Source organism: Pseudacidovorax sp. (assembly GCF_017991995.1).
Taxonomy (GTDB): domain Bacteria; phylum Pseudomonadota; class Gammaproteobacteria; order Burkholderiales; family Burkholderiaceae_C; genus Xenophilus.
Genome location: NZ_JAGOPN010000008.1, coordinates 15,572 through 39,289, shown reverse-complemented (window position 1 = coordinate 39,289; position 23,718 = coordinate 15,572). Strand labels below are relative to the sequence as shown.

Annotated in this window: 26 protein-coding genes; 12 read left to right on the top strand and 14 right to left on the bottom strand. The window is 68.6% G+C overall.

Translation table 11 applies throughout. The features are described from left to right. Positions 1-4: 4 nt before the first annotated feature. Positions 5-1,432: a multidrug transporter subunit MdtD gene (gene mdtD, locus KBC94_RS12545; protein ID WP_294370462.1), complete on the top strand. Its 1,428-nt coding sequence runs from the start codon at positions 5-7 to the stop codon at positions 1,430-1,432. Positions 1,433-1,519: 87 nt separating this feature from the next. On the opposite strand, the gene KBC94_RS12540 is transcribed toward mdtD, so the two are convergent. Together KBC94_RS12540 and KBC94_RS12535 are read right to left on the bottom strand one after the other, a co-directional pair. Further along, positions 1,520-2,635, bottom strand: a complete 1,116-nt coding sequence (locus KBC94_RS12540; RefSeq protein ID WP_294370460.1) for an anhydro-N-acetylmuramic acid kinase — start codon at positions 2,633-2,635, stop codon at positions 1,520-1,522. A 104-nt stretch (positions 2,636-2,739) separates the two neighbouring features. After that, the gene (locus KBC94_RS12535; RefSeq protein ID WP_294370763.1) at positions 2,740-4,092 is read right to left on the bottom strand and encodes a M23 family metallopeptidase; all 1,353 of its coding nucleotides are present in this window, start codon (positions 4,090-4,092) and stop codon (positions 2,740-2,742) included. A gap of 164 nt (positions 4,093-4,256) precedes the next feature. On the opposite strand from KBC94_RS12535, the gene tyrS reads away from it, so the two are divergent. Next, positions 4,257-5,489 carry a tyrosine--tRNA ligase gene (gene tyrS, locus KBC94_RS12530; RefSeq protein WP_294370458.1) on the top strand — a complete coding sequence of 411 codons (1,233 nt, stop codon included), beginning with the start codon at positions 4,257-4,259 and terminating at the stop codon, positions 5,487-5,489. A gap of 102 nt (positions 5,490-5,591) precedes the next feature. Here the strand turns inward: tyrS and KBC94_RS12525 are convergent, their stop codons facing one another. Beyond that, positions 5,592-6,212, bottom strand: a complete 621-nt coding sequence (locus tag KBC94_RS12525) for an OmpA family protein (RefSeq protein ID WP_294370456.1) — start codon at positions 6,210-6,212, stop codon at positions 5,592-5,594. Continuing rightward, a complete protein-coding gene (locus tag KBC94_RS12520) occupies positions 6,209-6,682 on the bottom strand; it encodes a FecR family protein (RefSeq protein WP_294370455.1) in 474 nt (157 codons plus the stop codon). The genes KBC94_RS12525 and KBC94_RS12520 overlap by 4 nt, the downstream gene beginning before the upstream one ends. A 91-nt stretch (positions 6,683-6,773) precedes the next feature. On the opposite strand from KBC94_RS12520, the gene KBC94_RS12515 reads away from it, so the two are divergent. Together KBC94_RS12515 and dtd are read left to right on the top strand one after the other, a co-directional pair. After that, positions 6,774-7,736, top strand: coding sequence for a cation diffusion facilitator family transporter (locus KBC94_RS12515; protein ID WP_294370453.1), 963 nt, complete (start codon positions 6,774-6,776; stop codon positions 7,734-7,736). Beyond that, on the top strand, positions 7,733-8,173 hold the full coding sequence (gene dtd / locus KBC94_RS12510; RefSeq protein WP_294370451.1) for a D-aminoacyl-tRNA deacylase: 441 nt from the start codon (positions 7,733-7,735) through the stop codon (positions 8,171-8,173). The genes KBC94_RS12515 and dtd overlap by 4 nt, the downstream gene beginning before the upstream one ends. Positions 8,174-8,235: 62 nt before the next feature. Here the strand turns inward: dtd and ybeY are convergent, their stop codons facing one another. After that, complete coding sequence (ybeY, locus tag KBC94_RS12505; protein WP_294370449.1) at positions 8,236-8,697, bottom strand: rRNA maturation RNase YbeY; 462 nt, start codon at positions 8,695-8,697, stop codon at positions 8,236-8,238. Continuing rightward, on the bottom strand, positions 8,697-9,653 hold the full coding sequence (locus KBC94_RS12500) for a PhoH family protein (RefSeq protein ID WP_294370447.1): 957 nt from the start codon (positions 9,651-9,653) through the stop codon (positions 8,697-8,699). Before KBC94_RS12500 ends, ybeY begins: the two co-directional genes overlap by 1 nt. Positions 9,654-9,701: 48 nt before the next feature. On the opposite strand from KBC94_RS12500, the gene ruvA reads away from it, so the two are divergent. Beyond that, positions 9,702-10,283, top strand: coding sequence for a Holliday junction branch migration protein RuvA (gene ruvA, locus KBC94_RS12495; protein WP_017761470.1), 582 nt, complete (start codon positions 9,702-9,704; stop codon positions 10,281-10,283). Positions 10,284-10,424: 141 nt separating this feature from the next. On the opposite strand, the gene KBC94_RS12490 is transcribed toward ruvA, so the two are convergent. Genes KBC94_RS12490 through KBC94_RS12465 form a run of 6 tightly spaced genes read right to left on the bottom strand, consistent with a single transcriptional unit; the run spans position 10,425 to position 16,288 of the window. After that, the gene (locus KBC94_RS12490) at positions 10,425-11,372 is read right to left on the bottom strand and encodes a phosphatidate cytidylyltransferase (protein ID WP_294370443.1); all 948 of its coding nucleotides are present in this window, start codon (positions 11,370-11,372) and stop codon (positions 10,425-10,427) included. Continuing rightward, positions 11,369-12,073 (bottom strand): 1-acyl-sn-glycerol-3-phosphate acyltransferase, encoded by a 705-nt coding sequence (locus KBC94_RS12485; protein WP_294370441.1) that lies wholly within the window; start codon positions 12,071-12,073, stop codon positions 11,369-11,371. The genes KBC94_RS12490 and KBC94_RS12485 overlap by 4 nt, the downstream gene beginning before the upstream one ends. Further along, on the bottom strand, positions 12,070-12,555 hold the full coding sequence (locus tag KBC94_RS12480; RefSeq protein WP_294370438.1) for a hypothetical protein: 486 nt from the start codon (positions 12,553-12,555) through the stop codon (positions 12,070-12,072). The genes KBC94_RS12485 and KBC94_RS12480 overlap by 4 nt, the downstream gene beginning before the upstream one ends. Further along, a complete protein-coding gene (locus tag KBC94_RS12475; RefSeq protein WP_294370436.1) occupies positions 12,552-13,880 on the bottom strand; it encodes a phosphatase PAP2/dual specificity phosphatase family protein in 1,329 nt (442 codons plus the stop codon). The genes KBC94_RS12480 and KBC94_RS12475 overlap by 4 nt, the downstream gene beginning before the upstream one ends. After that, a complete protein-coding gene (locus tag KBC94_RS12470; protein ID WP_294370435.1) occupies positions 13,877-15,634 on the bottom strand; it encodes a bifunctional alpha/beta hydrolase/class I SAM-dependent methyltransferase in 1,758 nt (585 codons plus the stop codon). Before KBC94_RS12470 ends, KBC94_RS12475 begins: the two co-directional genes overlap by 4 nt. Positions 15,635-15,679: 45 nt before the next feature. Beyond that, positions 15,680-16,288, bottom strand: a complete 609-nt coding sequence (locus KBC94_RS12465) for a CDP-alcohol phosphatidyltransferase family protein (RefSeq protein ID WP_294370433.1) — start codon at positions 16,286-16,288, stop codon at positions 15,680-15,682. Between the two features lie 109 nt (positions 16,289-16,397). On the opposite strand from KBC94_RS12465, the gene ruvB reads away from it, so the two are divergent. The 4 genes from ruvB (at position 16,398) to KBC94_RS12445 (ending at position 21,075) form a co-directional block, all read left to right on the top strand. Further along, a complete protein-coding gene (gene ruvB / locus KBC94_RS12460; protein WP_294370431.1) occupies positions 16,398-17,462 on the top strand; it encodes a Holliday junction branch migration DNA helicase RuvB in 1,065 nt (354 codons plus the stop codon). A gap of 36 nt (positions 17,463-17,498) precedes the next feature. Next, positions 17,499-18,497, top strand: a complete 999-nt coding sequence (gene dmeF / locus KBC94_RS12455) for a CDF family Co(II)/Ni(II) efflux transporter DmeF (RefSeq protein ID WP_294370429.1) — start codon at positions 17,499-17,501, stop codon at positions 18,495-18,497. A gap of 136 nt (positions 18,498-18,633) precedes the next feature. Beyond that, positions 18,634-19,509, top strand: coding sequence for a UDP-2,3-diacylglucosamine diphosphatase (locus KBC94_RS12450; RefSeq protein ID WP_294370428.1), 876 nt, complete (start codon positions 18,634-18,636; stop codon positions 19,507-19,509). A gap of 357 nt (positions 19,510-19,866) precedes the next feature. Then, positions 19,867-21,075, top strand: a complete 1,209-nt coding sequence (locus tag KBC94_RS12445) for a site-specific integrase (RefSeq protein WP_294370426.1) — start codon at positions 19,867-19,869, stop codon at positions 21,073-21,075. A gap of 40 nt (positions 21,076-21,115) precedes the next feature. Here KBC94_RS12445 and KBC94_RS12440 read toward each other — a convergent pair whose 3' ends face one another. Both KBC94_RS12440 and KBC94_RS12435 read right to left on the bottom strand, forming a co-directional pair. Beyond that, on the bottom strand, positions 21,116-21,346 hold the full coding sequence (locus KBC94_RS12440) for a hypothetical protein (RefSeq protein ID WP_294370424.1): 231 nt from the start codon (positions 21,344-21,346) through the stop codon (positions 21,116-21,118). Continuing rightward, positions 21,343-21,576: a hypothetical protein gene (locus KBC94_RS12435; protein WP_294370422.1), complete on the bottom strand. Its 234-nt coding sequence runs from the start codon at positions 21,574-21,576 to the stop codon at positions 21,343-21,345. Before KBC94_RS12435 ends, KBC94_RS12440 begins: the two co-directional genes overlap by 4 nt. A gap of 256 nt (positions 21,577-21,832) precedes the next feature. On the opposite strand from KBC94_RS12435, the gene KBC94_RS12430 reads away from it, so the two are divergent. Genes KBC94_RS12430 through KBC94_RS12420 form a run of 3 tightly spaced genes read left to right on the top strand, consistent with a single transcriptional unit; the run spans position 21,833 to position 23,613 of the window. Beyond that, entirely contained in the window at positions 21,833-22,069 is a 237-nt protein-coding gene (locus KBC94_RS12430; RefSeq protein ID WP_294370421.1) for a hypothetical protein, read from the top strand. Between the two features lie 14 nt (positions 22,070-22,083). Continuing rightward, the gene (locus KBC94_RS12425) at positions 22,084-22,368 is read left to right on the top strand and encodes a hypothetical protein (protein ID WP_294370419.1); all 285 of its coding nucleotides are present in this window, start codon (positions 22,084-22,086) and stop codon (positions 22,366-22,368) included. A gap of 18 nt (positions 22,369-22,386) precedes the next feature. Next, positions 22,387-23,613, top strand: coding sequence for a site-specific integrase (locus KBC94_RS12420; protein ID WP_294370417.1), 1,227 nt, complete (start codon positions 22,387-22,389; stop codon positions 23,611-23,613). The last annotated feature ends 105 nt before the right edge of the window (positions 23,614-23,718 follow it).

Below are 23,718 nucleotides of genomic sequence, written 5' to 3'. Positions count from 1 at the left end.
GCCCTTGACCGCCTCCCGACCCGAAGCCGCTCCCGCGGCCACCGACACCTCGCAACGCATCCTGCTGTGGCTGGTGGCCATCGGCTTCTTCATGCAGACGCTGGATGCCACCATCATCAACACGGCCCTGCCGTCGATGGCGCGCGCGCTGGGCGAAAGTCCTTTGCGCATGCAGTCCGTCGTGGTGTCCTATTCGCTCACGATGGCCTTGCTGATCCCGGCTTCGGGCTGGCTGGCCGACCGCTTCGGCACGCGGCGGATGTTCATGGTGGCCATTGCCCTGTTCACGCTCGGCTCGCTGGCCTGTGCGGCATCACGGCACCTGGGCGAGCTGGTGGCGGCGCGGGTGCTGCAGGGCCTGGGCGGCGCGCTCCTCCTGCCGGTCGGTCGGTTGACGGTGCTCCGTACCTTTCCCCGCGCTCAGTTCCTGCAAGCCATGAGCTTCGTGGCGATTCCTGGCCTGATCGGCCCCCTGCTGGGTCCGACGCTGGGCGGTTGGCTGGTCGAGTACGCATCGTGGCACTGGGTGTTCCTGATCAACCTGCCGGTGGGCCTGATCGGCCTGGCAGCGACCCAGCGTTTCATGCCCGACGTGCGGGCCGATGCGCCTGGCCGCTTCGACCTTTTGGGCTACGTGCTGCTGGCCTTCGGAATGGCCACCTTGTCGCTGGCCATTGAAGGTGCCACGGGCATGGGGCACGCGGGCGCCCTGGTGATGGCGGTGTTCGGCTTCTCGGCGGTGGTGGCCTATTGGTTGCATGCGGTCCGGCATCCAGCGCCGCTGTTTTCGACCCACCTCTTCCAGGTGCGGACCCTCTCGGTCGGGTTGCTGGGCAACCTGTTCTGCCGGCTGGGCAGCGGCGCCATGCCCTTCCTGATTCCGTTGTCGCTGCAGGTGTCGCTGGACTACTCGCCGATGCAGGCCGGCATGATGATGCTGCCGACGGCGCTGGCCGGCATGGGCATGAAGCGGGTGGCGGCGCAGCTGATCCTGCGCTTCGGCTACCGGAACCTGCTGACGGCCAACACCTGCATCATCGGGCTGCTCATGACCAGCTTCGCGCTGGCGTCGCCGGGGGAGCCGCTGTGGCTGCGGCTGCTGCAGTTCGCCCTGTTCGGCGCTTTCAATTCGCTGCAGTTCACCGCCATGAACACGCTCACGCTCAAGGACCTGGACGGTGCCAGCGCCAGCAGCGGCAACAGCCTCTTCTCGATGGTGCAGATGCTGGCGATGAGCCTGGGTGTGGCCATGGCCGGCGCAGTGCTCTCGGGCTTCAGCGGGACCTTCGGCGACCATGCCCTGCCGGCCTTCCAGGCCACCTTCGTGACGGTGGGGCTTGTGACTGTGGCCTCGGCCTTCATCTTCTGGCAGGTGCCGCCCGAGGCGCGCTCGCCCCAGCTCGAAGAACCGGACGCGGCCGGCCGGCACTGAGGCTGGGCGGCCGCCCGGCCGCTGCGATCGATGGTCGGCGCTTTCCAGGGGCCGGCCCTCGTCGGGTCGACGCGGCCGCGCCGGCAGTCAGGCCGGGTAGAGCGCGCCGAGCACCCGCAGGCCGCGGGCACCCGTGACCGTCGGCAGATTGCCGGGCTCCCCGGCCAAGAGCCGCTGCGCCAGCCAGGCGAAGGCCGTGGCCTCGACCTGCTGGGCCGGCAGGCCGTGCGCGGTGGAGGTGTCGACGGCAACCCCGGGCAGGTGCAGCGCCAGGCGGTGCATCAGGTCTTCATTGGCGGCGCCGCCGCCGCAGACGATCAGCCGCCGGACGTCCGGTGCATGCAGGCGCAGCGCGTCGGCGCAACTGCGGACCGTCAGCTCCGCCAAGGTCGCCTGCACATCGCGCGGATCCGCAGCCAGGTCGTCGGGGTGCAGGTGCTGCGCGAGCCATTGCGGATGGAACAGGTCACGCCCCGTGCTCTTGGGGATGGGGTGGGCGAAGTAGGGTTCGGCCAGCAGGCGCTGGAGCAGCGCGGGGCGGACCGTTCCCGACGCGGCCCAGGCACCTCCGGCATCGAAGGCAGTACCGCGGTGCAATTGGCACCAGTGGTCGAGCAGGGCGTTGGCCGGGCCGCAGTCGAAGCCACGTACGGGCCCGTCGTCGCCCGGCAGCAGGCTCAGGTTGGCAATGCCGCCGAGGTTGAGCGCCGCACGGACCTCCCCGGGGCGACCGAACAGCGCGGCATGGAAGGCCGGCACCAGTGGGGCGCCCTGGCCGCCCGCGGCCACGTCGCGCGAGCGGAAGTCGCAGGCCACGGGCAGGCCCGTCAGTTCGGCCAGCAGTGCCGGGTTGTTCAGCTGCAGCGTGTAGCCCGTGCCGTCGAAGGCGCCCGGCCGGTGGCGCACCGTCTGGCCATGGGCGCCCACAGCGCGGACCGAACCTGCGGCCGGACTGGTCCGATCGAGCAGTTGCCGCACCACCGCGGCGTAGTGGCGCGCCAGCCGGTTGGCGGCGAGCGCGGCCCGGTGCAGCTCGTCCACGCCCTGCGGCTGGTTCAGCGCCAGCAGCTCGGCGCGCAGGGCGGCGTCGAAGCCGACGCTCGCATGGGCATGCACCGTCACGCCGTCGTCGAAGGCGGCGATCACGCCGTCCACGCCGTCGAGGGAAGTGCCGGACATCAGGCCGATGAAAAGCGCCGTCATGCGGGGTTCTCGAATGTCGCCAAGAAAAAAAGCGCCGGAGGGCCGGCGCTGCTTGGAGGGGAGTGAGGGCCGGGCCGCCGGTCTGGCGCAGGTGCGTGCCGTCGTCAGTCCGCGCGGGCCTGCAGCACCGCGCTGGCGGCGGCGAGTTCCGTGCGCGCCGCACCCATGGCCTTGGCGAAGGCCGCTCGGGCGGAAGCGGGAATCGGCGTGCCGCCATCCTGCTCGGCCAGCATGCGCTGCGGATCGAAGTACTGGCCGTCGATGCGGAACTCGAAATGCAGGTGCGGGCCCGTGGCCCAGCCGGTGGAGCCCACCGCGCCCACGCGCTGTCCCTGGCTCACGGACTGCCCCGCCTTGACGTCGATGCGGCTGAGGTGCGCATAGGCCGTCTGTTGGCGGTTCCGGTGGTTGATGATGACGATGTTGCCGTAGCCGTTCTGCCAGCCGGCGAAGTCGACCGTGCCGTCGCCCACCGTGCGCACGGGCGTGCCGGGTGGTGCGGCGAAATCGGTGCCGGTGTGCTGCCGCCAGCTGTTGAGGATGGGGTGCAGCCGCATCGCGAAACCGCTGGACACGCGGGTGAACTCGACCGGCGACGCCAGGTACGCGCGGCGCAGGCTCTCGCCGTCGAAGCGGTAGTAGCCGCCCTTCTGGCCGGCCGGCTCGAACCACATGGCCTGGTGCACCTTGCCGCCGGTCTCGAATTCGGCGGCCAGGACGCGGCCGGTACGCATGGCCTGGCCATCGGCTTCGAGGCTTTCGTACTGCACGGCGAAACGGTCGCCCTTGCGCAGTTGGCGGAAATCCACATCGCCCGAGAAGATGTCCGCGAGCTGGCTGGCGACGGCGTCGGGGATGCCCGCGGCGTCGGTGGCGGCGAAGAGCGAGCTCTGGATGGTGCCGCCAGCCACGCGCTGGTTGATGTCCAGCGCCTCGGCCTCGCTGCGCACGGCGAAGCTGGCGCCGTCCGGCTGCATCGTGATGCGCCGGAAACCGCCTGCGTTGTCGGGCACCCAGCGGGCCGACAGGCGGTGCAGGCGGCCGTCCTGGCCGATCTCGGCGGAGATGGTGCGGCCCACGCGGCTGAGCATGGCGGCGCGCGCCTCGCCGTTGCCGCGCACGAAAGCGGCGGCCGCCGGGTCGTTCACGCCGAGGCGGCCGAGCAGGGCGTCTGCCGTGTCGCTGGCGCGGGTGGACTCGGTGCGGAAGAGGGTGAAGCTGTAGCCGTCGAGGGCCTGGCTCTGGCTTTCGACAGAGACGGGGGTGACGGTTTCGAGGACTTGGCGGATCGGCAGATCCGCGGCATCGGGGCCCAGCGAGGCGACGGCGAAGGCGCCGCCGCCGGCGGTCATCAGCATCGCGGCGACGGCGGCGGTGAGATGGCGGGGATGGGTCCGGATGACCAGGGCCACGCGAGACGCAAACGCTTCCTCGGCGGCCAGAATGCCGTTGATCAATTTCGACAACGTAGGATCCAGGGCTCGGGTTCGGCGGCCGCCCTGCAGCGCTGTAGGTGAGCGCTGATGCAAGGGCGGGGCGAAAAGAGGCGCTGCGTAGAATGCACAGCGCAAAACCCGGCGGAGTATAGCGGCGTGTGTTGTTTCCGCCCCTCAAAATCGCAATGAATCCCCAGTCTCCTATTGGTCAAACACTATCGGATGGTGTAGGACAAGCGCTCGAAATTTCTCTGCGAGGCGCCGACGAACTGCTGCCTCAGGACGAGTGGATCCGCAAGCTGCAGCGCGCCGAAAAGACCGGCCAGCCGCTGCGCATCAAGCTGGGTCTGGACCCGACGGCGCCCGACATCCACATCGGCCATACCGTGGTGCTCAACAAGATGCGCCAGCTGCAGGACCTGGGCCACCAGGTGATCTTCCTGATCGGCGACTTCACCACCCTGATCGGCGACCCTTCAGGCCGAAACAGCACCCGTCCGCCTCTGACGCGCGAGCAGATCGAGGAAAACGCGCAGACCTACTACCGCCAGGCCAGCCTGGTGCTCGACCCGGCCCGCACCGAGATCCGCTACAACTCGGAATGGAGCGACCCGCTGGGCGCGCGCGGCATGATCCAGCTGGCGGCCAAGTACACGGTGGCGCGCATGATGGAGCGCGACGATTTCACCAAGCGCTTCAAGGCGGGCCAGTCGATCTCGGTGCATGAGTTCCTGTACCCGCTGATGCAGGGCTACGACTCGGTGGCGCTCAAGAGCGACCTGGAACTCGGCGGCACGGACCAGAAGTTCAACCTGCTCGTGGGTCGCCACCTGCAGCAGGAATATGGCCAGGAGCCGCAGTGCATTCTGACCATGCCCCTGCTCGAAGGCCTCGACGGCGTCGAGAAGATGTCGAAGAGCAAGAACAACTACATCGGCATCAGCGAGGCACCGAACACCATGTTCGCCAAGGTCCTGTCGATCTCGGACGCGCTGATGTGGAAGTGGTTCACGCTGCTGAGCTTCCGCTCGTTGAAGGAGATTGCCGCGCTCAAGGCCGAGGTCGAGGGCGGTCGCAATCCCAAGGACGCGAAGGTGTTGCTGGCCAAGGAGATCACGGCCCGCTTCCACAGCGCCCAGGCGGCCGACGCGGCCGAGCAGGACTTCATCAACCGCAGCCGCGGTGGCGTGCCGGACGAAATTCCCGAGGTGCCGATCAGCGGTGCGCCGCTGGGCATCGCCCATGTGCTCAAGCAGGCGGGGCTCGCGGCGTCCACGTCGGAGGGCAACCGCCTGATCGACGGCGGCGGCGTGCGTGTGGATTCCAGCGTCGTGAGCGACAAGGGGCTCAAGCTGGAGGCCGGCAGCTACGTGGTGCAGGTGGGCAAGCGCAAGTTCGCGCGGGTGCTGCTGGCCTGACCGTTTCAGGTGTGCCGACCGGCACGCCTGCTTCCATGCGTCGGCCACGCCAGTCGCGCGTCAGGCGGCCGGGCGGGTGCTGCCAAGAAACGCCCGGGGCTTTCAGCGCAGATCGATCACCACGCGCCGGTTGCGCGGCTCGTCCACCTCGTCGGCCGTGGGCACGGCCAGTTCGCGCTCGCCGCGTCCGGCGGCTTCGATGCGTTCCTGCGCGAAGCCGCGCTGGATCAGCATCTGCCGCACCATCTGTGCGCGGGCCAGCGACAGCGCGTCGTTGGCCGCCGCCGCACCCCGGGTGTCGGTGTAGCCGGTGATGACCAGGTCGGCGCCCGGCCGGGCCAGGGCGTCGCCCAGCAGCGCATCGAGGTCGCGCTGCGATTGCGCGGCCAGCCGCGTGCCGCCGGTGTCGAAGAACAGCACGTAGCGCTGCGGGCGGGCGGGCCGCATCGAGAAAAGGCTGGGGTTGCGGGCCTGCACCGTCGCCGCGTCGGTGGTGTCGACCACCGGCGGCTGGCTGGCGGCGACCACCGAGGCGCGTTCGTAGGGCTTGTCCAGGCGCTGCTGACCGCCGGCCGTCTTCACCACCACCGCGGACGGGGTGCCGTCGTCCTGCGGCAGCAGCACCACGCGGGTGGAGGGCGGCGGTGGCGCCGCGCAGGCGGCGAGCAGCACGGCCACGGCGGGAACGGTCCAACGCAGCAGGGTGGGCGGGCGGCGCATCATGGGGCCTCGGCGGACACGATGAAGTCCGTCCCTCGGATGCCGATCGTGGCCGTCTGCGTCTCCACGCGCACGGCTTCCGGATGGGCCTTGCCCAGCAGGCCGCTGATCATGCGCAGCGAGCCCCGCAGCAGGCCGACCAGCAGGTTGCCGTCCTGCGTGGTGCTGTCGAAGCGGTAGTCGCGCAGGTCCACGCGCGAGGCGGGGCCGACGACCAGGGTGGTGCCATCCCGCAGCACGAGGCCGGCGGCGCCTTGCGCGTCCGTCTCGACGCGGTCGCTGGCACGCAGCGTGCTGCCCGCCTGGGCGGCCTGCGACTGCCCGGCCGCGTTCACGATGAGGACCTGCCCCTGGACCGATTTGATGAAGCCGGCGTGTCCGCCGCTCACGGCGTCCTGCGCCTGGGCCGGGCCCACAATGCCGGCCCACAGGGCAGCGGCGGCGAGCAGGCCTTGAAGCGTCCTCTGTCTCATGACCTTAATCTGGCGCTAAAGAAAACCGCGCATGATAGGGCGCGCCCCGCGGCGCTCTGTGGCGCGTTCAGTAGAGTTTTTGACAAAGAACATGAAATATTTCCCTATCGGTGACGATTCGCCACTTTGGCAGCCGCGCAACCTGCTGAAGCTGTCGATCGGAGTCGCGCTGGTCACCATCCTGCTCAAAAGCATCGCCGGCTACGTGACCCATTCGATGGGCCTGATCTCCGATGCGATGGAGTCCTTCGTCAACCTGGCCAGCGCGGTGTTCGCGCTCAGCATGGTGACGGTGGCGGCGCGGCCAGCCGATGACGAGCATCCCTATGGCCACCACAAGGCGGAGTACTTCTCGTCCGGCTTCGAGGGCGTGCTGATCGTCGGCGCCGCGCTGGGCATCGGCGGCGCGGCGGCGCACCGGCTGCTCAATCCCCAGCCGCTGGAGCAGTTGAGCTGGGGCCTGGTGCTCTCGGCCGTGAGTTCGGCCTTCAACGGCGGGCTGGCCTGGCTGCTGTTCCGCGCGGCCAAGAAGCACAACTCCATCGCGCTGGAGGCCGACGGCCGGCATCTGATGACGGACGTGTGGACCTCCGTCGCCGTGATCATCGGCGTGATCGCCGTGGGCTTCACCGGCTGGCTGTGGCTCGATCCGCTGCTGGCCATCGGCGTGGCGATCAACATCATCTGGGAGGGGGGGCAGCTGGTCTGGCGCTCGGCCCAGGGCCTGATGGACGAGGCGCTGGCGCCGGCCGACCAGGCGCTGCTGCAGTCGGTTCTGGATCGCATCGCCGCCGAGACACCGGCCGACACCGAGCTGCGCTTCGACCACCTCGTCACCCGTCGTGCCGGCCGCCGCTGTTTTGCCGACCTGCACATGCACCTGCCCGGGGGCTGGACGCTGCGCCGCGCCGCGCTGATGCGGGACGACGTCGAGCGGGCATTGATGGCGGTTCTGCCCAACCTGCGGGTGACCATCCAGCTGCTGCCGCTGAAATTCGAATCGCGGGCCGCGCTGGCGCAGGACCGCGATCCGGTCGGCCGGGTGCTGCCGTGAAGGCGCTGCTGCAGCGGGTGCGCGAGGCGCGCGTGGAGATCGCCGGCGAGGTGGCGGGCGCCATCGGCCCAGGCTTGCTCGTGCTGGTGTGCGCCGAGCCGGGCGACACCGAGGCCGTGGGCGAGCGCCTGCTGGCCAAGATCCTGAAGCTGCGCATCTTCTCGGACGAGGCCGGCAAGATGAACCGCAGCGTGCAGGATGTGGGCGGCGGGCTGCTGATCGTCAGCCAGTTCACGCTGGCGGCGGACGTGCGCGGCGGCAACCGTCCCAGCTTCACGGGCGCTGCGCCGCCGGACGAGGGGAGGCGGCTCTACGACGCCTTCATCGCGCAGGCCCGCAGCCTGCATCCCGAGGTGGCCACGGGGCGCTTCGGCGCCGACATGCAGGTGCACCTGGTCAACGACGGTCCGGTCACCATCCCCATCGACATGCGCTGAAGGCCGGGATTGCTCTCCGGACCTCGGGCTGTGGTGCAGGCGGGTCTGTGAAAGGCGTGCTCTCAGCGACCCCGATACGGATTGCGCACGCCCAGCCCGGCCAGGATCTCGATCTCGCGCGCTTCCATCCCCTCGGCATCCTCGTCGCCAGTCTCATGGTCCCAGCCCTGCGCATGCAGCGTGCCGTGCACCAGGAGGTGCGCGTAATGGTCGGCCAGGGTCACGCCCAGCTCCTTCGCTTCGCGGGCCACGACCGGCGCACACAGCACCAAGTCGGCCATCACCATCGGGGACTGCGCATAGTCGAAGGTGAGCACGTTGGTCGCGTAGTCCTTGCCACGGAACTCGCGGTTCAGCTGCTGGCCTTCCTCGGCGTCGACGATGCGCACGGTGATCTCGCCGGGCGCCTCCAGCGCATGGCGGATGCAGCGGGCCACGCGGTGGCGGGGCAGGGCGGCGCGGTGGCGCGCCAGGGCGTCGATGTGGCCGAACTGCAGCGACAGGGAGAGGGGCGGCATCGCCATCAGTCGGCCTTTGCGCTGCTGCTGCGCTTGCGGGAGGCGTCGTAGGCATCGACGATGCGCGCCACCAGCGGGTGCCGCACCACGTCGCCGGTGTCGAAGCGGGTGAAGGCCAGGCCCTGCACCCGGCGCAGCACGCGCTCGGCCTCCACCAGGCCGCTGGTCTGCGTCTTGGGCAGGTCGATCTGGCTGATGTCGCCGGTCACCACGCACTTGCTGCCGAAGCCGATGCGGGTGAGGAACATCTTCATCTGCTCGGGCGTGGTGTTCTGCGCCTCGTCCAGGATGACGAAGGCGTTGTTGAGCGTGCGCCCGCGCATGAAGGCCAGCGGCGCGATCTCCAGCGCGTTGCGCTCGAAGGCCTTGGTGACCTTCTCGAAGCCCATCAGGTCATACAGCGCGTCGTAGAGCGGGCGCAGGTAGGGATCGACCTTCTGCGTGAGGTCGCCGGGCAAAAAGCCCAGGCGCTCGCCGGCCTCCACCGCCGGGCGGGTGAGCACGATGCGTTGCACGCTGCTGCGCTCCAGCGCATCGACCGCGCAGGCCACGGCCAGGTAGGTCTTGCCGGTGCCGGCCGGGCCGATGCCGAAGGTGATGTCGTGGTTGGCGATGTTGTCGAGGTACACGCTCTGGTTGGGCGTGCGTGCGCGCAGGTCACCGCGGCGGGTGGCGAGCGTGAGGGCGCCGTCCTCGGCCTCGGCCATCTGGCCGTCGCCGGCCAGGGTGAGCTGCACCATGGCGGCGTCGAGCGGATGCCGGGCGATCTCGTACAGGGCCTGCAGCACCTCCAGCGCGCGTTCGGCGCGGGCCTTGGGGCCGTCGATCTTGAACAGCTCGTGGCGGTGGGCGATCTTGACCTCCAGCGCCTCCTCGATGCGGCGCAGGTGCGCGTCCATGGGGCCGCACAGGTGGGACAAGCGGCTGTTGTTCGCGGGGGTGAAGCTGTGGCGGAGAATCACGCGGCTTTTTTCTCTGGCAGATGGAATCGAAGGATCGGCAAGCAAGTCATGATAGGAAAACTCACCGGAACCCTGGCCGAACGCAACCCGCCGCAGATCGTGATCGACTGCGGCGGCGTGGGCTACGAGGTGGACGTGCCGATGAGCACCTTCTACAACCTGCCGCAGGTGGGCGCGAAGGTCTCGCTGCTCACGCACTTCATCGTGCGAGAGGATGCCCAGATTCTCTACGGCTTCGCCTCGGCGGAAGAACGTGCGGCCTTTAGGCAGCTGATCAAGATCGCGGGCGTGGGGCCGCGCACGGCGCTGGGCATCCTGTCCGGGTTGAGCGTGGGCGAGCTGGTGCAGGCCATCGCGCTGCAGGAGCCGGGCCGGCTGGTGAAGATTCCCGGCATCGGCAAGAAGACGGCCGAGCGGCTGCTGCTGGAGCTCAAGGGCAAGCTGGGCGACGCCGTGGGCACCGCCGGCGCCGCGGCGCAGCCCGCCAGCGACGCCCAGGCCGACATCCTGCAGGCCCTGCTGGCGCTGGGCTACAACGACAAGGAAGGCGCCGCCGCCCTCAAGGCCCTGCCCAAGGACGTGGGCGTGAGCGAGGGCATCAAGATGGCGCTGAAGGCGCTGGCGAAGTAGGCGCTCAGGTTCCGCTGACTTTTGCTCGAAAGGCCGCGGAGCAGGCCACGCGTGGACATCCGCGGAACCGGCTTTGCCGGGCCGCTGGATGTGCCCCCTTGAGGGGGAGGCGGAGCGCGAAGTGCGAAGCCTGGGGGTGGGTCAAGGAACCCACCAATAGTGGAGCGCGTGGAAGTACATCGGCGCGGCAAAGATCACCGAATCGAGCCGGTCCAGCATCCCGCCATGTCCTTCGATCATGGTGCCCCAGTCCTTCACGCCGCGGTCGCGCTTGATGGCGGACATCACCAGCCCGCCGAAGAAGCCCATCATGCAGATCATGAAGGCCATGAGCGCGGCCTGCCAGGGCGCGAAGGGCGTGGCCCACCACAGCGCCGCGCCCAGCAGCGTGGCGCTGGCCACGCCGCCGATGAGCCCTTCCCAGGTCTTGGAAGGCGACAGCTCCGGCGCGACCTTGCGCTTGCCCATGAGCTTGCCCCACACGTACTGCAGCACGTCGCTGCCCTGCACCACGATCACCAAAAAGGCGATCAGCAGCAGGTTGCGGCCCTCGAAGCCCGGGATGTGCAGCGTCAGCAGCGCCGGCACGTGGCTGATGCAGAACACACAGACCATCAGGCCCCACTGCACCTTGGACGTGCGCTCCAGGAAGCGTTGCGTGTCGCCGCCCAGGGCCGACAGGATGGGCAGGATGAGGAACACCTCCACCGGGATGAAGATGGCGAACATGCCGTACCACTCGATCCAGACCAGGAAGTACTGCACCGGCAGCGCCACGTAGAAGGCTGCGGCCATGGCCAGGTGGTCGCCGCGCCGGGTGTAGGTCAGGCTCAGGAACTCGCGCAGGGCGTAGAAGGAGACCAGGTAGAACAGCAGGATAACGCCCAGCTTGCCGAAGGCGAAGGCGATGCCGATCACGGCCACCATCACCCACCAGGCATTGACCCGGGCGTTGAGGTTGTCGATGACCGAATGGGGCGCGCCGTGGGCCACGCGCCACTTGAGCAGCGCGCCGATGGCCGAGGCCAGCACCAGCACGCCGGCCACGCCGCCGAAGAGCATCAGGGTGGTGTGGGTGATGGGGCTCATCGTTCCTCCGCTTTGTCATGGTCAGGCCGCAGGTCCAGCATGGCCTGCTGCGCGCGCGCCAGGAAGGCGGCCTTGTCCTCGCCGTCGGCCAGCACCACCGGCGCGCCGTAGCGCACCGAGCAGGCCAGCGGCACCGGCACCAGCTGCCCCTTGGGCAGCACGCGCTTGAGGTTCTCGATCCACACCGGCACCAGCCGCACCTGCGGGCAGGCGCGGGCGATGTGGAAGAGGCCGCTCTTGAGCGGCAGCATCACCGCATCGCCCGTGTTGCGCGTGCCCTCGGGGAACATGATCAGCGAATCGCCGGCCTCCAGCGCCTGCACCATCTGCTCCACGGGATTGGTGGCCGCGCCGCCCGCCGCACCGCTGCCGTCGCGGCGGATCATCAGCGCATTGAACACGTCCTGGCCGATGAAGCGGCGCAGCCGCGAGGCCAGCCAGTAGTCCTGCCCGGCGACAGGCCGCGTGATCGCCCGCAGGTCGGGCGGCAGCGTGGCCCATACCAGCACGAAGTCGCCATGGCTGGAATGGTTGGCGAAGTACAGCGTGGTCTCGGCCACCGGCGTGGTGCCGCTCCAGATGGCGCGCACGCCGGTGAGCAGGTTGGCCACCAGCACGATGGCCCGGGCGGCAACGAAGGCGCCGGCCTGCCGCAGCAGGACGCGCGCGGGCGGTGTGTCGGAGTCGAGGATGTCGTTCATGGCGAAGGCAGGCCGGCGTGGAGGCCGGCGATGAGGGCGATCAGGACGCAGAGGGTCTGCAGCAATGCGACGCCCAGATGCCGACGCATCAGGGCCTGCGTGCCGCGCAGGCGCTCGTCCAGCGGGCGTGGGGTGCCCGGCGACGAGGGGCGCAGGCCCAGCCAGGCCAACGCGTCGTCCATCGCGGCCAAGTCGGGCAGGACGCCGCGGGCGAGGGCTGCGAACAGGCCCTCGTCCAGGCGCAGGCGCAGCGCCAGGTAGCGTTCGGTCAGGCCGAGCAGCGCGCCGAGCGCCCAGGCGGGAAGGCAAAGGCGGCTCGCCGGCACGGCCCAACCGGAGGCCACCGCCGTCAGGGCAAGGAGGCAGGCGGCCGACAGCAACAGGCTCCAGGCGGCCACGGGCCGCTGGGCGGCCAGTCGCGCGGCCAGGGCGGCGCAGCGGCTGCGTGCCAGCGGATCAGGGGGTGGCGACGGCAAGGTCATGGATGGCGCGGCAATGGCTCGGGGCTCTGCATGGCCGACAGCGCCGCCCGCCACGGCGCACGCAGCACGATCTGCGGCCGCGCGCGCCGGACCATCGCCTCCGCGGCGGCCAGCTCGGACGCACCGCCGTGCCGCAGCAGCCAGCCCACGACTGTCGCAGCACTGCGCGAAAAGCCCAGTGCGCAGCAGACCCACACGGCGCCATCGCCGGAGCCCCGCTGGCCTTCCAGCACCGCGACGGCCCGACGCAGCCGGGCCGGCGAGGGCGTGGCGAGGTCCAGCATCGGCACGCAGCGGGCGCCCGGCACGCGTGGCAGTTGCAGTTCGGCGCACAGGCTCAGCAGCCGCGGCCGGCCGGCGGCCTGCCACTCCGCCTGGGAGGGGAGGCGTCCCAGCCACAGACCCGGCGCCACCTCCACGCGGGCCGGCAGCTTGCGCGTCCAGGCCCACGCGTTGACGGCGGCCGCGGCCCGGTAGGGGCCCAGGAGCCAGCGCGCGGCGTAATGCATCCGGCCGTGCCGGTCCATGCGGAAGCCGCGCGCGCCGAAGCCGGCGTAGTTCAGCGCCACCAGGGCCAGCGACGCGGCGGGCCAGCCCAGCCACAGGAACCCTCCGCCCCACTGCCGCGCCAGGGCCAGGCACAGCAGGGCTCCCACCGCGTAGGCCCCGGCCAACCGCCAGCGCCCGCCGTCCCGCGCCCACCGCCAGGCGCGCGGCAGCGCCACCTGCCGCTCCAGCGGCCAGAGCCACACGCACAGCAGGCCCAGCAGTGCGCCGGTCGGGATGTCGATGAAGTGGTGCTGGTAGGTGGTCAGCACCGAGGCGCAGATCAGCAGCGTCCACACGTGCAGCACCGCGCGCGCCCAGCGCGGGCGGATGAGCTGCCGGTACCAGTCCCACAGGATCACGGCCAGCGCGATGTGCAGCGAGGGCGCCTGGTTGAAGGGCTTGTCGAAGCCGCGCAGCGCCTCGAACAGGAAGGCGGGCGCACCTTCCACTGCCGGCTGCCCGAAGCTGAAGCCCAGCGGCCAGAGCACGAAGCAGCTGACGGCCACGACCTGCGCCGTCAGCAGTCGCGCCGCATGCCGGTCCACGAGATGCCGCGTGCGGCCGAGCAACAGCGACAGCGCATAGAAGGCATTGATCGACCAGTACGGAAAGATGGTCCAGGCCCAGAAGGGCAGGCTCCGTTCCCAGTCGAACACGACCGACGGCACCTGCGGCCGCGTGCCGGCCCACCAGTTGGCCAGGCCGTAGCTCAGGTAGAAGAAGGGCCCCAGCAGGGCCAGCCAGGCGAGGGCGCGCTTCCAGGGGCGCTTCGTCATGCCTTCTGCGCGAGCGAGACGGTGAAGATGCCCCAGTGGTCCACGCGCTGGGCGATCTTGCGAAAGCCCGCGGCTTCCACCAGCTGGTCCATCTCGGCCTGTGTGCGCCGACGCATCACCCAGGCCTGGCCCTGGCGGTGGCTGGTGAGCGCCCGGGCGATCATCTCCAACTGGGGATGCCAGGGCTGGCCGGTGTAGACCAGGTAGCCGCCGGCCTCCACGGCGTCGGCCACGCCGGCGAGCGAGCGGGCCACCATGTCGTTGTCGGGGAAGAGTTCGTACAGCCCCGACACCACGGCCAGCGTGGGTCGCGGCGTGACGGCGGCCAGGCTCGCGCGGTCGAAGGCATCGGCCTGCACGAAGCGTGCGATGTCCTGCAGGCCACGCTGGGCGATGAGCCGCTGCCCATCGCGCACGTTGATGTCGCTGTAGTCGCGCAGCAGGATCGACACGGGCGCGACGGCACTGCCTGCCGCGGCATCGAGCACATAGCGGCCATGGCCGGCCGCGATGTCCATCAGCCGCACCTCCCGGCCTTCGTGGGCAAGCCGCCCCATGGCCTCGCGCAGCAGTTCTTCGACATGCAGCTTGCGCTGGCGGATGCCGCGCCAGCCGATGGAGTCGAGGTAGGTCCGGTCCACCAGCCGGCCCACCAGCGGCGCGCCCGCCGGCTCGTTGCGGTAGACGTAGTCCAGCGTGCTGCCGGAATCGAAGCCGGTGGCGTGGCCCAGGGCGATGCCGCGGGACAGCCGGCCGCCCAGGCGCAGCCCGGCGCGCGTGGCGGCCCAGTACAGCCCACGCGGCGACAGCGCCGGCAGCGGGGCCGCAAGTGCCCGCGCCTCGTCGGCGGTGAAGCCCTGGCGGTCGGCCGTGCGCAGGTCGACCGGCGCGGGTGGAGCGTCGAAGAGCCGCAGAATGAAGTCGCGCACCGCGGCCACGGCGCCGGCCCGGTCGCGCTCGCCCAGCGTGTCGTGGAAGAAGCCGGGCAGCTCCAGCTTCTCTTTCACGCGGCTGCCCAGCCGGTCGAAGAAGCGATGCTGCGGCCCGTGGTGCACCACCCAGTCGGCGCCGGAGATCAGCAACTGCGTCGGCAGCACGATGGCCTGGGCGTCGTCGACCACGCGCTCCGCGGCCTCGTACAGGTCCAGCAGGATGTTGACCGCGATGGGTCGCGTGATCAGCGGGTCGGCCTGGTAGCTGGCGATGCGCGCCGGGTCGTGCGTGAGGAACTTCGGCTTGACGTAGCTGTTGACGAAGAACAGCCCCCGCAGCCTGTGCATGAGGGCGAGCCCGGGCCGCGCGAAGGGCACGTAGAGCTTGACCTTGAAGGCCGGCGAGGCGAGCGTGAGGCCGCGGACCTTCGGCGCGTAGTCGTGGGCCCAGGTCGAGATCAGCACGGCCCCCACGCTCTGGGCCACGACGTGCATGTCCTGCTCGGCCACGCCGTGCTGCGCGGCGATGTGCTCGACGAAGGTCTGCACGTCGCGCACCGAGTGCGCGAAGCTGGGGCTGTGGCCGCGCTGGCCCGGCGAGCGGCCATGGCCGCGGGCATCCCAGGCGAAGAAGTCGAAGTCGGGCAGGTCCAGCTCGTCCACCAGATGCGCCATGCGCGCGCCGTGCTCGTGGCCGCGGTGGAAGAGCAGCACCGCCCCACGGCGCGCGCTGCCGGTGGCAGGCCAATGGCGATAGAAGAGCGATTCGCCGTCGTGCGTCTGGAAGTGCCGTTCCTCGGCGATGCGTGGTGTGGCCGTCATGCGTGATTCGTCCCCGGGGTTGTTGTGAAACTCATCGGCGCCGGCTCATCCGGCGGTGCGTTCGGCCAGGGCGGCGCGCACGCGGCGCACCACCGTCCAGCCCACGGCCAGGGCCAGCAGCGGCATCAGCCAGGCCGCCGCGGCCGGCAGCGGCCAGCCCAGGGCCACGTACAGCCCCACTGCGCCGAACACGAAGGCGCGGTCGCTCTTGCCCATCGGCCCGTCGTAGCGGCGGCTGGCACCGACCGTCGGCCCCAGTGCGCCCGCGAATTCGGACAGGCCCGCCAGCACGATCACCACGCCCACCCAGAAGCCGGAAAAGGGCGCCACCATCGCGAAGGGCAGGTACAGCGCCGCGTCGGACACCACGTCCGTCAGGTCGTTGAGGAAGGCACCCAGCGCGCTCTGCTGACCATGTTCGCGGGCCAGCATGCCGTCGACGGCGTTGAAGGCCATGCGCACGAGCATCCAGAGCGGCACCAGCGCGAAGGCCGCGTGTGAGGGGGCAGCCCAGAACAGCCACAGGCCGAGCGTCACGGAGACGATGCAGGCCGCCATCGTGACCTGGTTGGCCGTGACCCCCGCCCGGGCGAGGCGTTGGACCAGGGGGCGGAGCAGGGCCTGGAAGCGGGGCTTGAGCTGGTAGATGGACAAGGTGTTGACGGTGAGCGGCAGGAGCGGTCGATTCTGCCGCCTGAATGCAGGCTGACCGCGTCCCGGCCGCGGCAGGCGCCGCCTACAATCCGCCGCTTCACCCCGCGACATGTCCATCCACACCGACGACTTCGCCCCGGTACCGCAGCGCGTGGTGTCCGCGGCCCCCGCCTCGCCCAACGAAGAAGCCATCGAGCGCGCCCTGCGGCCCAAGCTGCTGCAGGAATACGTGGGCCAGGCCAAGGTGCGCGAGCAGCTCGAGATCTTCATCGGTGCCGCCCGCAAGCGGCGCGAGGCGCTCGACCATGTGCTGCTTTTCGGCCCGCCGGGCCTGGGCAAGACCACGCTGTCGCACATCGTCGCGGCCGAACTTGGCGTCAACCTGCGCCAGACCAGCGGCCCGGTGCTCGAGAAGCCCAAGGATCTGGCGGCGCTGCTGACCAACCTCGAGCCCAACGATGTGCTCTTCATCGACGAGATCCACCGGCTCTCGCCGGTCGTCGAGGAAATCCTGTACCCCGCGCTCGAGGACTACCAGATCGACATCATGATCGGCGAGGGGCCGGCGGCGCGCAGCATCAAGCTCGACCTGCAGCCCTTCACGCTGGTGGGCGCCACCACGCGCGCCGGCATGCTGACCAACCCGCTGCGCGACCGCTTCGGCATCGTGGCGCGACTGGAGTTCTACACCGCCGAGGAGCTCACGCTCATCGTCACCCGCAGCGCCGGCCTGCTCAACGCGCCCATCGACCCCGAGGGCGCCTTCGAGATCGCCCGTCGTTCGCGCGGCACGCCCCGCATCGCCAACCGGCTGCTGCGCCGTGTGCGCGACTATGCCGACGTGAAGGGCGATGGCCGCATCACCCAGTCCATCGCGCACAAGGCGCTGGCCATGCTCGACGTCGACCCCGAAGGCTTCGACCTGATGGACCGCAAGCTGCTGGAAGCGGTGATCCACCGCTTCGACGGCGGTCCTGTGGGCCTGGACAACATCGGTGCCAGCATTGGCGAGGAGTCCGGCACCATCGAAGACGTGATCGAGCCCTACCTGATCCAGCAGGGCTACCTGCAGCGCACGCCGCGCGGGCGCATCGCCACGCTGGCGGCCTACCGCCACCTCGGCGTGGCGGCGCCCAGCAGCCGCAGCGCCGACGGGGACTTGTTCGGCAGCTAGCCGGACGGCGGGGCGGCTGCCAGAATCGCCGCCGCCATGCATACCCACGACCTCAGCCCCTGGCAGCACAGCCATCAGTTCGACACCGGCAACCCCGCCGCCGAGCGCAGCACCCGCTGGGTGCTCGCCATCACCGCCGCCGCGATGGTCATGGAGATCGCCGCCGGCTGGTGGTTCAACTCCATGGCGCTGCTGGCCGACGGCTGGCACATGAGCTCGCATGCGGTGGCCATCGGCGTCAGTGCCTTCGCCTACACCGCGGCGCGCCGCCTGGCGCGCGACCGGCGCTTCGCCTTCGGCACCTGGAAGATCGAGGTGCTGGGCGGCTTTGCCAGCGCGGTCTTCCTGCTGGTGGTCGCGGGCCTGATGGTCTTCGGCTCGCTGGAGCGGCTGTGGTCGCCGGAGCCGATCCATTACCGCGAGGCGGTGATCGTGGCCGCGCTGGGCCTGGCGGTGAACCTGCTGTGTGCCTGGCTGCTGGCGGGCGCGCACGGGCATGACCACGGACACGGCCATGGCCATGGCCATGGCCATGGCCATGCACACGGCGGGCATGGGTACGGTCACGGTGAGCACGGACACGACCATGGCCACCACCACGACCTGAACCTGCGCTCGGCCTACCTGCACGTGCTGGCCGATGCCGCCACCTCGGTGCTGGCCATCGCCGCGCTGCTGGGCGGCTGGTTCCTGGGCTGGGCCTGGCTCGACCCGGTGATGGGCGTGGTCGGCGCGGTGCTGGTGGCCAACTGGGCGCGCAGCCTCCTGCGCCAGACCAGCGCGGTGCTACTGGACCGCGAGATGGACCATCCGGTCACCGAGGAGATCCGCGAGGGCATCGAGACCGGCCTGGCCGATTCGCACACCCGTGTGGCCGATCTGCATGTCTGGCGCGTGGGCCGCGGGGCCTATGCCTGCGCGGTGACGGTCGTCACGCACTCGCCCACACTGGACGCCGACGGCGTGCGCGCCTGCTTCTCGATGCACGAGGAAATCCGGCACTCCACCGTCGAAGTGCAGCGCTGCAGCGCCTGAGCGCCCGTCTCTGAACGGCGTGCCAACCGCGGGGCTCCGCGCCCACCGACGGTGGTGCTTACGGCCCGACCACCGTCACGCCTTCTTCGCGCGAACGCCACGAGGGCGTCACGCAGGCCGCCGATGCTGACGGCCCATGCAACGCGACGACGCCTTCCTGCGCGCCTGGCAAGACAACGCCGGTCGCCTGTCCGATGCCGGCGAGGACGAAGGCGGGGGCGAGCGCCCCGTGCTGCGCTTTCGCACGCTGTGGATTTCCGACCTGCACCTGGGCACGCCCGGCTGCCAGGCCAACGCCCTGCTCGACTTCCTGAAGAACACCGAGTGCGAGACGCTGTACCTCGTGGGCGACATCGTCGACGGCTGGCAGCTCAAGCGCCACTGGTACTGGCCGCAGGCCCACAACGACGTGGTGCAGAAGCTGCTGCGCAAGGCGCGCAAGGGCACGCGGGTGATCTTCATCCCGGGCAACCACGACGAGTTCGCCCGCAAGTACCTGCACCACAACTTCGGCGGCATCGAGGTCGCCGACGAATGGGTGCACGAGACGGCCGACGGCCGCAAGCTCTGGGTGATCCATGGCGACCTGTTCGACGGCGTCATCCAGTGCGCCAAGTGGCTGGCCTACGTGGGCGACTCGCTCTACGAATTCACGCTGCGCCTGAACCGGCATTTCAATTCGCTGCGCGCGCGCATCGGCCTGCCGTACTGGTCGCTGTCCAAGTACCTCAAGCACAAGGTCAAGCGCGCCGTGAGCTACATGGGCGACTTCGAGCAGGCCGTGGCCCGCGAGGCCGAGCGCCGCGGCATGCAGGGCGTGGTCTGCGGCCACATCCACCATGCCGAGATGCGCGAGATCGACGGCATCCTGTACTGCAACGACGGCGACTGGGTCGAGAGCCTGACGGCGCTGGCCGAGCATGCCGACGGCCGGCTGGAGCTGCTCGACTGGACGCCCCGCGTGCGCCAGCAGGGCCGCCGCGCGGCGCAGCCCGTGCCGGCCCTGGGCTGATCGCCCGGCGCGAGCGCCGCCCCAAAGCCCCGGTCCGCACGGCGGGCGCGCTGCCGTCTGCGAAAATGGCGGGTTGCCCTGGAGCCCGCCTGTGTCCTCTCCCTACGCCGCCGAAACGCGCCGCCGCCGCACCTTCGCCATCATTTCCCACCCCCACATCGGGCTCTAGGTCAAGCAGGGTCAGGCCGCGCCACGGCCAGGCCGTTTGCGAGGAACAGACGAGGAAGGCGCACCCGTCGCCGTGGTCAAGTAAAGCCACGGCGCGACAGGTGCAGACAGGGGCAACGTGTACATAGCCGTGTACATAAAATCCGCTCTCGCAACCCGCTTCGCGCTATGTACACACATAGGTGCGAAATGGCGCTCTCCGACACTTGGCTCAAGGCCCATCATGGGAAGGAACGGCCCCGCCTGGCCGAACATGGCGACCGCGACGGCTTGGGCGTCCGCGTAACGCCCAAGGGCAAGATCACGTTCCAGTTGCGGTTCCGCTACGACGGCAAGTTCTCCCGACTTGACCTCGGCACCTATCCGCAGATGTCGCTCAAGGAGGCTCGGGTCGAGGCACAACGTCTCCGCGCACGCCACGAGCAGGGCCACGATCCTAGGATCATCCGCCTGCTGGACCGGCAGGCCATCCTCAAGGCGGAGTCCGTGGAATCACTGTTTCGTCAGTGGTATGCGGCCTACTGCACGAAGAACAAGAAGGGGCACCACGACATCCTCCGGTCCTTCGAGCTTCACGTGTTTCCGCTGATCGGCAAGCTGCCTGCCGAGCAGGTGACCCTGCATCAATGGCTCGATCTGTTGGAGAAGCAGGCGGAGGCAAGGCCCGGCATCGCCGAGCGCATCCTCGTCAACGCCAAGCAGATGCTGAAGTGGGCAGTCCGTCGGAAGCTGGTTGCCGCGAGCGCCCTCGCCGGAATCAATGCCAAGGAAGACCTGCAAATCAAGAAGCTCCCGGGCTCGCGCACGTTCTCAGCCGATGAGATCGCGCGCTTCTGGCGTGCCATTGAGCGTTCCCGCATGGCCGCCAAGAACAGGCTCTTCCTGAAGCTCTGCCTCATCTACGGATGCCGCAACGGCGAACTGCGGGCCGCAGAGAAAACCCACTTCGACTTTGAGCGCAGCGTCTGGACTGTGCCGCCCGAGAACCACAAGCTCGGCCACGCCACCGGCAAGCCGCTCCTGCGCCCGATCCCGCCCGGCATTGCTCCGCTGGTCAAGGAGGCGATGGCACTGAGCAATGGGAGCCGCTACCTCTTTACCAACGCCGGTAGCGACGAGCCGATGGGCACGAGTGCGCCACTGGCGCTGCCCTACAACGTCATGCAGTGGCTGCGGCGGCATGAGGGGTTCGAGATGGAGCATTGGTCGGTGCACGACCTCCGGCGCACGGCGCGGACGAACTTCTCGACGCTCACGGCTCCGCACATCGCCGAAATCATGCTCGGTCACCGGATGCCTGGTGCGTGGCAGGTCTACGACCACCACGACTATCTGCAGGAGCAGGCCGAGGCCTACACGGCGTGGCTTCGGCGGCTGGAAAGCTTAACGGCACCATGAGGGGCGTGGCCCCGGACTACCGCCGGGGGCCGACGTTTCTTTAGAAGGGAATGTCGTCATCTCGATCGTCGAATCCGACCGGGCAGGGTGGCGGCTCCGCCTCCATCTCCGCGAACATCGCCGTGTTGAGAACACAGCTCAGAAATCCATCCGGCGTTGCGAAGCCTCGTGCAAGGCACTCGACCTGCGCAAAGGCCGCGATGTCGGGCGGCAGACACAGTGTGATCGCATAGCAGCCGCCCGGAAGCTTGCGCAGTGTGGGCGTGGTCATAGCGCCAAGCTCTCCTCAGTTCGACCGAATGCCCGCGCGCGCGTGTGCGCACGCTCACGCTGCTCCCATTCCGTGACTTCCCTCGCGTCCCAGAGATTGAAGCTTCCGGCGTGCTGCATGCAGGGTGGTGGGAACGGGTTGATTTCGCGCTTCATGCGCCGGAACAATGTGCGCGCCGAGCAGCGGTAGCGCACGCACAGGTCCCTGGTCGAGAAGTAGCTGTCTGACATCACGCCCTCCATTGACAGTGTCACCAATCTAAGAGCGTCCTTGTTCGTCGGTCCTCGCGTGTTCCTCGCGGGAGCTCGCCCCTTTTCCGGCGGTAAAGGGCTACCGCGGACAAAGGCGGGTGTTCACGTACCACGAGACGTGCAAGCCCCAGATTCCCCAACGCTTTTCCAACGTCGTTAACCATTTCTTAGTGAGTGAGGGTGCAGACTGAAGTTATGAAAACCCAAGGTTGCGTTGGTTGGAAGGGAGCCGTCCATGCAGATACTCATTCACGGAGAGATGTCGATCGCCGACATCCGGCAAGCCATCTTCGAAAAGCTGCACGAACTGGAGGACGACTTCGCCGTGAAGTTCTCGCGCGGTGCCACGCTCTACGTCAACCCAACTGACGGCAAAGGCCACAACGTGGAGCCGCGTCGCTATGGACGCAGCGTAAAGAAGCTTGATTGCGACGGCCCGTATCGTTCCGCCGCCGATGACTTCAAGCTGTAGGCGGGGCAAGTCCGATGATAAAGCCGCCCTTCTACATTGGACTTGACGAGGCGCGGCAGGCGCTGTCTGAGATCGGAATCGAGCTGACCCATAAGCAAATCAAGCGTGCAGCCGATCCTGATGCGGCAGGTCGCCGCAAGCTCCCCTTCTTCGTCGATCCCATCGACGGTCGTCTCAAGATCGAACGTGGAACTCTTCTGGAAATCTACATGCGCTGTCAGATTGACGCCGAGCGCGCTGCGCATGTTCAGCCGTCGCGCTCGCCCTCTTCTCCGAAACCCTTTGACCCGAGTCCATGAGTGCGGTAAGCCTGGTTCATGTCAGACATCAGGAAGAGAACAGGCGCAAAGGGCACCACGTATCAGGTCCGATATGCCGCGCCAGGCACGAAGACCGGCTATGCGTACAAATCGTTCGACACGCGCAAGGAAGCGGTAGCCTTCCGCGAAACCGCAGGTACCCGAAACCGGCCGCCCAAGGCCACCGTTCTGACGGTGCCTGAAGCCGTTCAACGCTGGCTGGACATCTGCGAGAAGATCGGACGCGATGGCCGTGAGGTGGTAGAGCGAGAGACGCTCAAGGAGTATCGCCGCCGCGCCAGCGTGATGTGCGAGTACGCCTGGGACAAGCCTCTAACTGAGCTACGCCCCGCTGACTGCGTTCAGTTCCGCAACTGGCTTCTGACCAACAAGAGTCGCGACTTGGCACGCCGCACGCTCTCGTCCTTTCATTCGATGCTGATCGAGATGAAGCATCAGGACGAGATCGACACCGACCCTGCGCATGGCATCACCATCAAAGCGCACGGTCGTTACGAGGACGACGATGCAGACGTAGATATCCCGTCGGACGACGAGATGCGCGCCATCCTGGCCGCTGCCGACCGTATGGGCAGCAAGAACGACTTCATGCGCAAATGCTGGGCGCGTTACCGGCCTATCGTCTACCTCGCTGCCTTCTCCGGCATGCGTCCGTCCGAGTATCGGGGGCTTACCTGGGACAACATCCACAGGGACCGTGTTGAGGTCGTGCAGCGCGCGGACAAGTCAGGCGTCATTGGCCCGGTTAAATCCAGAGCGGGCAGGCGAACCATTTATCTCCCACGCTTGGTGACCGACATGATCTTCGCCTGGAAGGAAGACTGCCCGGCCTCGGAACTCAACCTTGTGTTCCCGACCGACAGCGGTAAGCCCCTCATGCTCAACAACTTTGCCACGAGCGCATGGAGGCCACTCATGAGAGAGGCGGGGCTCGTCGTCGAGAAGAAGACGCCCGTCAAGCAGCGTGGCAAGTCAAAGAAGGTGGTCTTGACGCCGCTCTACACGCCGTATGCCTTGCGGCACTATTTTGCCTCGAAGCTCATCGAGAAGCGGCTCGATCTAAAGCTCATTCAGGAAGCGATGGGCCACTCGAAGGCGGAGATCACCTTGAACGTATACGGACACCTGCTCAAGGGTCGCGAAGAGGAGAAAAAACGCGCCGCCGAGAGCCTCGTCAACGACCTTCTGAAAACGTGTGGCGAATCTGTGGCGATCAGCCTGTAAGCCGCAGAAATCCGCCAGTTCTTTTCAGCCTTCCAAGCTGGCTATGAGGGTTCGATTCCCTTCACCCGCTCCATCAATCAGATCAATGACTTAGAAGGCATTAAT